This is a genomic window from Flavobacterium sp. WG21 (assembly GCF_000335775.1).
Taxonomy (GTDB): domain Bacteria; phylum Bacteroidota; class Bacteroidia; order Flavobacteriales; family Flavobacteriaceae; genus Flavobacterium; species Flavobacterium tructae.
Window position 1 is genome coordinate 24811 of sequence record NZ_AMYW01000023.1, and the last position, 10907, is coordinate 35717.

Annotated in this window: 7 protein-coding genes; 5 read left to right on the forward strand and 2 right to left on the reverse strand. The window is 36.2% G+C overall.

Going from position 1 to position 10907, the window contains the following annotated elements:
* The first annotated feature begins 17 nt into the window (after positions 1 to 17).
* Together C245_RS0115690 and C245_RS0115695 are read left to right on the forward strand one after the other, a co-directional pair.
* Positions 18 to 920, forward strand: coding sequence for a DUF4625 domain-containing protein (locus tag C245_RS0115690; protein WP_026110101.1), 903 nt, complete (start codon positions 18 to 20; stop codon positions 918 to 920).
* A 24-nt stretch (positions 921 to 944) separates the two neighbouring features.
* Positions 945 to 2159: a hypothetical protein gene (locus C245_RS0115695; RefSeq protein WP_017497564.1), complete on the forward strand. Its 1215-nt coding sequence runs from the start codon at positions 945 to 947 to the stop codon at positions 2157 to 2159.
* Positions 2160 to 2373: 214 nt separating this feature from the next.
* Here C245_RS0115695 and C245_RS0115700 read toward each other — a convergent pair whose 3' ends face one another.
* Positions 2374 to 4071, reverse strand: coding sequence for a ribonucleoside-diphosphate reductase subunit alpha (locus C245_RS0115700; RefSeq protein ID WP_017497565.1), 1698 nt, complete (start codon positions 4069 to 4071; stop codon positions 2374 to 2376).
* A gap of 17 nt (positions 4072 to 4088) precedes the next feature.
* On the reverse strand, positions 4089 to 5063 hold the full coding sequence (locus C245_RS0115705) for a ribonucleotide-diphosphate reductase subunit beta (RefSeq protein WP_017497566.1): 975 nt from the start codon (positions 5061 to 5063) through the stop codon (positions 4089 to 4091).
* Positions 5064 to 5665: 602 nt separating this feature from the next.
* Here C245_RS0115705 and C245_RS0115715 point away from each other — a divergent pair.
* The 3 genes from C245_RS0115715 (at position 5666) to C245_RS0115725 (ending at position 10904) form a co-directional block, all read left to right on the forward strand.
* The gene (locus C245_RS0115715; RefSeq protein WP_017497568.1) at positions 5666 to 6220 is read left to right on the forward strand and encodes a GNAT family N-acetyltransferase; all 555 of its coding nucleotides are present in this window, start codon (positions 5666 to 5668) and stop codon (positions 6218 to 6220) included.
* A 414-nt stretch (positions 6221 to 6634) separates the two neighbouring features.
* On the forward strand, positions 6635 to 8197 hold the full coding sequence (locus C245_RS0115720; RefSeq protein ID WP_017497569.1) for a histidine kinase: 1563 nt from the start codon (positions 6635 to 6637) through the stop codon (positions 8195 to 8197).
* 106 nt (positions 8198 to 8303) lie between these two features.
* Positions 8304 to 10904: a zinc-dependent metalloprotease gene (locus tag C245_RS0115725; RefSeq protein WP_017497570.1), complete on the forward strand. Its 2601-nt coding sequence runs from the start codon at positions 8304 to 8306 to the stop codon at positions 10902 to 10904.
* The last annotated feature ends 3 nt before the right edge of the window (positions 10905 to 10907 follow it).

Sequence of the window (10907 nt, forward strand, 5' to 3'; positions counted from 1 at the left end):
ATCAACCCAGTACTCTAATGAAAACGCTAAAACTAATACTGCTCTTTCTAGCTGTTAATCTGTCTTTTACAGCCTGTAGTAACGATGACAACAAAGAAGTTATAAAACCCAAAGCTGAAAATATTGAAATTGGTACCGCCAATAATAAAAAGGCCTTAATTGGACGTGACTTTCACTTTAATGCTGACGTGCTTGCCGGAGATAAAATTGCCGATGTACAGTTGAAAATCCTTCCCTTAAAAGGTGAAACTTATAGCAAGGACTGGAAATTTGAACTGTCCTGGGCGGAATTCAAAGGCGCAAAAAATACTAATGTACACAAACACTTCAATATTCCGGCTGATGCTCCGGAAGGTAAATTTGATTTCCTTTTTATTGTTACAGATGAAAACGGATCTAAACTCGAAATTAAAGAGGTCGTTACGATTACAGATCCTGTCAACTTGCCTGTCAATCCCGTAATTGGCCGCGATAATCTCTCTCGAAACGATAATCTGATTTACTACATGAATACCTGGGTTGAACCGGAACTTATTTTCAAAAAGAATGATCTTCTGACTGCGCATGCACAGGTAAGTCAAATTATGGGAGATGGAATTTTATATTCTGTTTTGATTAAAAAAAGTGCCAATTACAATCCAGAAAGTATCGACAAGCTCGATTTGAAGAAAGTTATTGTCATTTCAAAAGTCGAACATAAAGGTCTGGGGCCTGCTTCAAAAATTACTACACTTCAAAAAATAAATGGTGTTTTGGGCGGTCAAAGCATCACTATTGGTGCAGCTACAGATTTCGAAGGAACTCCAATTACAGCTGACAAAGCCTGGCAATCCGGAACCTACAATTGGGTAGTACTTTATAAAAACACTACACACAATATAAGCGTCTATAAATCGATGCCTATTACCATTAATTTTTAAAAATCAACTTTAATTATCTTTACCATGAAAAACAATTTTTACAAACTCATTCTCCTATTCGCCTTATCTGCAGCTCTATTTTCCTGCAGCAACGACAATGACAATACTCCTGAAACTCCCAAAGAAACTTTAACGGAGTATAAATTCTTAAGAATTTTACTTTCTGATGAAAAAACAACTGAGATCACCTTAGTTAATCCTGTTGAAGCCACGATAAGCTCTTTTAATGCTAAATTTGCAAAATCTACCGTTTATACTACAGAATCCAAACGATATGCGGGAATCATTCACAGAGCCAGCAATACGGTTGAAACTTTTGACAGCGGTTTTGAAGGTCATGGCGATCACGTGGATGTAGACGGAATCCCTAAATTTGGTGCTTTAATTGGCCAGTCGCCTATGCCTACCCATTTTAAAAGCAAAAGCGGAGAGTTAATGACTTTTAATGACGGCGACGGAACACTGGCTGTTGCTAAAGAATCTGAAATTAATACTGTGGGAGCTAAATTTAAGATTATAAATGCAGGTTTGTTGGCTCATCACGGTGCAATGGCTACTTTTTCTAATGATACTTATGCTATTACCGAAAAAGACAATTCTGTAGCAGGAACACTCCCGGAAAAAGTCAAAATCATTGATAATTTCGGTAAGACTCTTTTTAACGCAACAGTTACTACCAAAGGAATTCACGGAAATGCTTCAGATGGAACATATGCCGTTTTCGGATCAGCAAGTGGTGTCCTTGTAGTGGAAAGTACCGGAAAACAAAAGCTTATCGCACTCCCTGCTGATTTTGGAACTGCCTGGTTTGGAACTATTTTAGAAACAAAGGCAAAAGGAAAATTTGTGGGATATACTGCTGCAAAAGGAGCTTACTTAATTGACGTGGCAAGTGAAACGATTAAACCTATTTTGGCAAGTACTGCTATCATGCAATGTAAAGTAAGTTTTAATGCTACTAAACTAGGAATTCTATTGCATACGGGCGAATTCAAATTGTATAATCTTACCAGTCTGCAACTTGAAAAGGAAGGTAAAGTTATTGCCGAAACTGCCACTGATGCAGCTTTAAAGCCACAAATTCAGTTAACAGAGAACTTTGGTTATATTACTTCTCCAACTACAGGAGAATTACTGCAGCTGAATTTGTCTACCATGGCAATTACAAAGAAAATCAAGGTTTCAAATACACCTTATATGATCACAATTCTTGGTTTTGAAAACAGTAAAGGCCATTAAAAAGTAATTCTATTATTTATTTTATCAAGAAGGCCGGATAAATGATCCGGCCTTCTTTAATATACTTCGATCTAAAATTGTAAATCCGAAGAAAGAATAAATCTCGCGGAGTCGCAAAGCCGCAAAGACTTCATATACTATTGGTTTTAGTATTTTACAATAAAATTCCCTTATAAATAAGAAAAGCCGGATGATACATCCGGCCTTTCTTATTTTATGATTCACAACTGCTGCAGCTTACCAAACTGGTTACCAATTCTTTCGATACACTTTGACTGCGTTGGTAATACAAACTTTTGATACCAAGCTGCCAGGCTTCTATAAGCAGTCGGTTTACTTCTTTAATGGGTAAATCGGCAGGAATGTTCAAATTGATACTTTGCCCCTGATCTACAAACTTCTGACGTATGGAAGCTTGCTGTACAATCTCTAACTGACTGATTTCTTTAAAGGTTTTAAAAACGTCTTTCTCTTCTTTTGTCAGCTGTGTCATGTGTTGTACGCTTCCGCCATTCAGCATAATTTCTCTCCAGACTTCTTCATTGTCCAGTCCTTTTTTCTCCAGTAACATTTTAAGGTATTTGTTTTTACGCATAAAATTTCCCTTGCTCAGACCGGCTTTGTAATAATTACTACTGAAAGGTTCAATTCCAGGTGAAGTTTGTCCTAAAATAGCCGATGATGATGTTGTTGGCGCAATAGCCATGGTGGTTGTATTACGTCTTCCATATCCTTTTAACAGTTCTGGTTCTCCATAAATTCTGGCCAGATCCTGAGTGGCTTTATCGGCTTTATCACTGATATGCTGGAAAATTTCGGTAGTTTTCATCTTGGCTTCCATTCCTTCAAACGGAATCATATTTTTTTGCAGATACGAATGCCATCCCAGTACACCAAGTCCAAGTGCACGGTGTCTTTTGGCAAATCGATTGGCTGCCGAAAGGTAATAATTACCTTCTGTTTTTTCGATAAATTCCTGCAATACGGCATCCAGGAAAAAGATCGCTAATTTTACGGCTTCAGTATCTTTCCATTCGTCGTAAAGTTCGAGATTCATTGACGAAAGACAGCAAATAAACGATTCGTCAATGCTTGAAGGCAACATAATTTCGCTGCACAAATTACTGGCATTAATGCGCAGGTTTTTGTCTTTGTAAACTTGTGGTTTGTTTTTGTTTACGTTGTCACTAAAGAAAATGTATGGCAATCCTTTTTGCTGACGGCTTTCTAACACCTTAGCCCAGATTTGTCTCTTGTCGACATCACCATCAATCATTTCCTGCATCCAGTAATCCGGCACGCAGATTCCGGTAAACAAATTCTGAATTGGGTTTCCAATACTCTTAATCTTCAAAAATTCCTCAATATCCGGATGATCAACATCTAAATATGCAGCAAATGCTCCGCGACGGACCCCTCCCTGAGAAATGGTGTCCATTGTAGTATCAAAAAGTTTCATAAAACTTACCGCTCCACTACTCTTACCGTTATCAGTAACAGCACTTCCTCTTTCGCGTAATTCTCCAAAGTATCCGGAAGTTCCGCCACCAATTTTGGTTTGCATGATCACCTCTCCCAATTTATGGGTGATTCCTTCTATTTCATCGGGAACATGTACATTAAAGCACGAAATTGGCAAACCGCGTTCAGTTCCCATATTCGCCCAAACGGGAGAACTGATGCTCATCCAGCCACGTTCGATCATTTCTACAAAAGATTCCTTTAATTCGGGTTTGTATAATCTTCGGGCTGCAGCGGTACAAATTCTGTCAATTGCACCTTCTACAGTTTCACCTTTTAAAAGATAACCACGATTTAAGATTTGCTCACTTTCAGAGTTTTTCCACCACATTTTATTCTCGGCTTCACTTAACGGAAGACTGTTTGCTGAAGTTGTATCTATTGTATTCATCATTGTAATTTTGCTTTTTAGAACAGGTCGTTTGCGGTAATGCTTTTGTCGTGTTTGGTATATTCTACCGGTCTTTTGGCAAAGAAATCGTCAAGGCTGTTGGCAAAAACTTCTTCTTCAAACCAGGCCATCGCTTTATAATCATCTGCCGGAACATTAAAAATAGTAGGGATATTGATCTGAACCAGACTTTCGTCTATTCTAAATTTCATGAAATTAACCAAATCAGTCTTATTGATTGTTTCAATCTCACCTTCTTCAAAAATCCAGTCTAATATATCAGCTTCTACTTCTATTGAATTTTTAACGGCTTCACGAATAAGGTTTAATGTTTCTTCATCGAAATAATCCGGAAACTCCTCACGTATTTTGTTTACAATATAGATGCCGCCATTAGCATGAATTTGTTCATCGATAGAAGTCCACGCAATAATATTACTCACATTTTTCATGTAGCCTTTGAATCGCGTAAAAGACAATAAAATTGCAAACTGACTGAAAAGTGACACATTTTCGATCAGAATACTAAACAAAATCAGTGAAATCACATACTTTTTATTGTCCTGAGATTTGGTATCCTTAAGCACGTCCGAAAGATAATCGACACGTTTGCGGATAACCGGAATCTCCATCAGTTTTTCAAATTCATCATTGTAACCTAAAACTTCCAGAAGACGTGAATAAGCCTCAGAATGTCTGAATTCACATTCGGCAAAAGTACTCCCCAATCCGTTGAATTCCGGCTTTGGAAAATGCTCGTAGATATTTCCCCAGAAACTTTTCACAGCTACTTCTATCTGTGCAATCGCCAATAGACTATTTTTAATGGCGGTTTTCTCCGCGGCATTTAAATGAGAATGAAAATCTTGCGTATCGGCTGTAAAATCAACCTCTGTATGAACCCAATACGCTTTATTTATGGCTTCTGTAAATTGCAAAACCTCCGGGTACTCGAAAGGTTTATAATTGATTCTTTTATCAAATATAGACATATATATAAGTATTAAATGGTGACTGAACCTGGATAAAAATGCTTCGTTCTTGGGGAGGTATTAACGACATTTCTATAGTTACAAATTTAACCCCGAGATCTTCTTTCTCCCCTTTTTTGATGTTAAAAAACAACGCAATTATCAACAGTTGGGCACCTCAAAATCGACCCTTAGATTTGCTTTTTATCAACAGGAAGAAAATAAAGCTTAAGAGGCGAAACATCAGCTATTTATACTAAATCTAAATAGAGTTATCAACAGTATAGGGGCGAAAAAAAGGCTTCGTCCTAAAAACAGTTATCAACAGCCATTCTTAAAAAAATAGCATTTATACTACAAAAAGTATCATTTTGCGCAACAAGGAAAACGCTGACTACTCTCATTTTTGAAATTATTACACTCGATCTGCTAAATAAAAAAGCACACTTAAAAACACACATAAATCATTAATAACAAACATGTTAACTAAATAAAAATTATAACCTATAGTACCAAACATTTCTTTTTAAATTATGAAAAAGGTAATTTTTCATCACAAATATTGAGCAAAATTGATTCATCTGTAAAAGTTGGTGTAATTTTGTACACTAAACGCATTTATCATGATTATCAGAAAAGCAACAATTGAAGATTCGGAAAATATTACAGCACTTTTGCTGCTGGCAATGGAGGACATTATCTACAAATTTACAGGTGAAAAGGATCCTAAAACGGCCTACTATTTCCTGCTTCATTTTGTTGAAACCGAGAATAATCAATACTCTTATCAAAATTGTTATGTAGCGCAGGAAGACAACGAAATTATTGGTGCTGTTGCTGTTTATGACGGAGGACAATTGCATTCGTTGAGAAAACCAATTGTTGATTATGTTCGTCTGAATTTCAATGCTGATTTTAATCCTGAAGACGAAACGCAAAGTGGTGAATTTTATATTGATTCGGTTGGTGTAAGTCCAAATCATCAGGGAAAAGGGATTGGCTCAAAACTGCTGCAATTTTTAATTGACGAGTATGTAACTCAAAATCAAAGGACTCTCGGACTATTGGTGGAAGATGCCAACCCGAACGCCAAAAAACTGTACTTAAAATTAGGTTTTAAAGTGAAGGGTACCCGAACTTTGGTAGGAAAGAATATGGAACATCTGCAGATTGGGTGATTTTTCTAGTTTCAGGTTTCAAGTTTCAAGTTTCAGGTTTCAGGTTTCAGGTTTCAGGTTTCAGGTTTGAAATGAGAATAGAATTGTGATATGATTTAACCGCAAAGTCCGCAAAGATTTTCGCAAGGTTCGCAAAGTTTATGTTTAGCTTTGCGAACCTTATTTTTTACAAAATCCTGCTTAGTAAAAAACCTTGCGGACCTTGCGGTTCAATTCTGTAAGCCATACACCTATTTCAAACCTGAGACTTTTTTACTCTTAACAAGATTTTTACTAAACGTACCCCTCGAAATACTGTTAACTTTTGCTAACTACAACAGTATCAAATAAAAAGTTTTATATTTGCACCCTAAAAAAATAAAAATTATTGCTTTTTAAGGTCTGAAATACTGCCTTATATTTTAATCTACATCGTTGAAATTTACTTTTAAAAATACCTTTTCCCGCAGGAACTTCTTTATTTTAGGAATTATCTTTATTGTCCTCACGCTGCTTTCAATTTATATTCTGAGCAGTTTTATAACTGAGATCACCGAAAAATCAAATACTGCAACTGAAGAACGAGGCTTTCTGAAAAAACAGGAAGTACTTGTACAGGAATTGTCGCATTTTTTAGAAATTCAAAATGAATTAAAACGTATTGTTGAAATGAGCAGTACCCAGAATCTGTCGGATAATCTAAAGATACTCAGTACAATTCACGCCAATGACAGTCTTATTAAAAACAATTGGTTTCAGATTAATAAGGAGCATATCACTTTTGTAACTGCTAAAAATAGTCCAAATCTGGAAGCTTCCATCAAAGATTTTGCTGTTAAAAACGGGAATCTCAATGCATACAATTGTATTGTCGAGAATAAGCAGGATTTTTTCTGGCGCATTTATTACAAGTACATCGCGACAAATGGTACAGTCATTCGATACGGATATGACATTGATTTGAAGGCGCTTCAAACCTATTTTTCTACCATTGACCAAAAAGCACTCAATTATGCTTTTGTGTTTGATAAAAAAGGAACAATCCTCTACCATCCTGAGGTAAAATTGCTCAAGAAGAATGTTTTCAAAATCACAAACCTTCGTGCAAGTGACACTACTTTTACCAATAAAAACAGTTTCAGCCGACAAATTGCGCTTTCGGAATATTTAGGTCTTGACATTGTACGCTATACCAAACGACTCAATATAAAAGGAACGGATTGGTACATCTGTGTTAATTTTGCGGAGAAAATATCTAATGAAGATGTCAATACCGTAAAAAAGTATGCTTCCTTAATTTACATCGTTACAACAGCTATTTTAATTGTATTCTTCTATTTATTTACTCTTTTCACTCGTAAAAATTTTCAGGAAAAAGAAGTACTGGCGCAGGAGAAAAATAATCTTTTGATAGAAAACGAAAAGATTAATAAAGAGAAAGCACTCATTCAGCTGCAACAATTAAAAGAACAGATCAATCCGCACTTTCTGTTCAACTCACTGAATTCGTTATACATGCTTATCGAAAGCAACACAGCTGTCGCTCGAAAATTCACTCTGAATCTGTCCAAAATTTACAGATATCTGATTACGCCCCCGGTTAACAATATTGTTACGGTACAGGAAGAACTGCTTTTTATCGAAAAGTATATATTTCTGCAACAAACCCGTTTTACGAAAGAATTTGTCTTTTCGATTCAGATCGAAGACGAAAATAATCTGGCTAAAAAAGTGCCGTATCTGGCTTTTCAGATCGCGGTAGAAAACGCCATAAAACACAATATCGCTTCTGAAGAAACCCCTTTAAAAATAACAATTGACATTAAAGAAAACGTTGTAATTATTACCAATAATTTAAACGAAAAGCAAAACTTTGGCAAAGAATCCAAGTTTGGTCACAAATACTTAGAAATTATTTACAAATATTATGCTAAGGACGATTTCGAAGTCTTCAAAAAAGACGGCGATTTTACTTGCATTTTACCTTTAATTGGGTAAAAGAAAAACATTCACTCCCGAAAAAAAGCCACTCACTCCATTTTGTTTTTTTTAACGTAACCCCTGCAATATTTTTAGCCAAAAATTAACCTAAACTTAACTTTCAATGAGAGAAAAGGCATTGTTGATAAACCTGAAAAATATCGTTTTATTGGTATTGGTACTGAGCACCAGTACTATGGTTTCTCAAAAAAAGAATAAAAAGAATAAAGAAGACAAAACTGTACAAGTTAAAGATTCATTAAAAGATTCGAAAGGAAAAAAGTATGATGATCTTGTTAAAAAAGGAACTTTCAAAAAAGGACTTTTTAACACCATTCAGGTCAAAACAGATTTATACCTGGAAATTAACGATTCTCTTTTTCAAAGAGAGTTTTTAGTAGTTAACAAAATCTCAAGTGTTCCTTTGCCTGTTAATGATGCCGGATTGAATAAAGGAATGAATTACGAGAATAAAATTATAACGTTTCACAAAGATTTAGTGGCCAAGAAAGTTTGGGTAAAATCTTCTGTTCCAAAGGTTTCATCGCCTGTTGGAGATGCTATTACGGCTTCGGTAAACAATAATTTCTCAGAATCCATTATTGAAGTTTTTGATATTGAAACCAAGAATAACGATTCGACTTCGGTTGTTATTAAAGCCAATAAGGTTTTTGACGGTAAGCAAAAAAGTTTCAATGATGTATTGAGCAACATTGGCTTTGGCGGATCTGTAAAATCGGAACTATCGTATATAGAAAATGTAAAAACGTTTCCTAAAAATATTGTTGTAAAATCACAGCTTACTACATCTGTAAGCGAAGGCGGTCCTGCCCTTTCGGTTACTCTTGGAGTGACGTCCAACATTATTTTACTGGATAAAACACCTATGCAACCGCGTTTTGCAGACAAGCGTGTGGGGTATTTCTCTGAAAAACACTGGTATTTCAGCGACAGTCAACATGCTATGCAGGAGAAAGAATTAATCACGCGCTGGAGACTGGAACCTAAAAAAGAAGATATCGAAAAATACCGCAAAGGCGAATTGGTAGAACCTAAAAAGCCAATTGTGTATTACATCGATCCATCGACACCAAAACAATGGCGTTCTTATATTATAGAAGGGGTTCGCGACTGGCAGGTTGCTTTTGAAAGAGCCGGATTTAAAAATGCCGTAATCGCCAAAGAACCAACTGAAGAAGATACTGATTTTGATGTCGACGACGTACGTTATTCTGTAATTACGTATGTGGCTTCTCAAAAATCTAACGCTATGGGACCTGCGGTAGTAGACCCAAGAAGTGGTGAAATTATAGAATCGGATATTATCTGGTGGCACAATGTAATGACTTCACTTCAAAGCTGGATGCGCATTCAGACAGGTGCCATTGATCCGAAAGCCAGAGGAAATAAATTTAGTGACGAACACATGGGAGAAGCGATCCGTTTTGTATCGTCTCACGAAGTGGGACATACTTTTGGTTTAAAACACAATATGGGTGCTTCGTTTGCTTATCCTGTAGAATCGTTAAGATCTAAAGATTTTACAGCAAAAATGGGCGGAACGGCTCCTTCAATCATGGATTATGCTCGTTACAACTATATTGCTCAGCCCGAAGATCATGTTGAAGCGATCACTCCAAAAATTGGTGAATACGATAAATATGCTATCGAATGGGGTTACAAATGGTACGCTGATCAAAAAGAAGAGCACACTGCGCTTAACGATCTGATTGCAAAACACCAAAACGATCCGGTTTATTTCTACGGAGAGCAGCAGGACGGTGACAGTACAATTGACCCGCGTTCGCAATCTGAAGATTTAGGGGATGATGCTATGAAGGCCAGCGAATATGGGCTAAAAAACCTTAAAAAAGTGGTGGGTAAAATCCTTGAGTGGACGTATGATAAAGATGAATCTTACTATCAAACAGGTAAACTTTATATTGGAGCAATTGGTCAGTGGAATCTTTACAACTACCATGTGTTAACGAATGTGGGAGGAATTTATCTGAATACCACGGTTCACGGTGACAATAAAGCAAGTTATGTTCCGGTTCCGGCTGCCATTCAAAAAAGAGCTGTTTCGTATTTACTGAAAAATAGTATTGCGCTTCCGGAATGGTTGTTTTTTAACCCAATTCTGGACAAAACAAATCCATTGAAAGATTCTCCTCTTGGGCCCTATGAGTACACTCCTTACACGCTGGCAAGAGAATTACAATATGGAATTTTATACAACCTGTTAAGTGATGATCGTTTGTTGAGAATTACAGAAAATGAGCTGTTCCAACGTAACGAAGCCAAAGAGAATGTTTATACCGTAACACAATTATTTAAAACCGTTCATCAAAACATTTTCGCTCCTACGATTCAAAACAAATCGCTTACGATTATGGAACGTATGACACAGAAAAATTATGTAGATGTATTGATTGTTTCGACCAATAAACTTTTTGAGAAAACAGACAGCAAGAAAATTATTCAATTAGAAGAGACTTTAAAAATGCCTCATTTATGCGATTATCTGCAAGAATCAAAAATGGCGCGCAACATCAATCAGTCTTCATTAAAGAGAGTTTCCGAAGTGACTTCTGACAAAAAAGGAGAATTGAATCAGATTCTGAAACTTTTAAAGACGAAAAGAAACATTGGAAATCAGGAGACAAAGAATCATTATTTCGATCTGATCCAGCGTATTGAAAAAGCACTAAACAACACACTTTAAATT

Excerpts from the sequence above, each read along its gene's own strand:
- C245_RS0115695 (WP_017497564.1), top strand. The coding sequence starts at position 945 with ATGAAAAACAATTTTTACAAACTCATTCTCCTATTCGCCTTATCTGCA.
- C245_RS0115690 (WP_026110101.1), top strand. The coding sequence starts at position 18 with ATGAAAACGCTAAAACTAATACTGCTCTTTCTAGCTGTTAATCTGTCT.
- C245_RS0115700 (WP_017497565.1), bottom strand. The coding sequence starts at position 4,071 with ATGAATACAATAGATACAACTTCAGCAAACAGTCTTCCGTTAAGTGAA.
- C245_RS0115705 (WP_017497566.1), bottom strand. The coding sequence starts at position 5,063 with ATGTCTATATTTGATAAAAGAATCAATTATAAACCTTTCGAGTACCCG.
- C245_RS0115725 (WP_017497570.1), top strand. The coding sequence starts at position 8,304 with ATGAGAGAAAAGGCATTGTTGATAAACCTGAAAAATATCGTTTTATTG.
- C245_RS0115715 (WP_017497568.1), top strand. The coding sequence starts at position 5,666 with ATGATTATCAGAAAAGCAACAATTGAAGATTCGGAAAATATTACAGCA.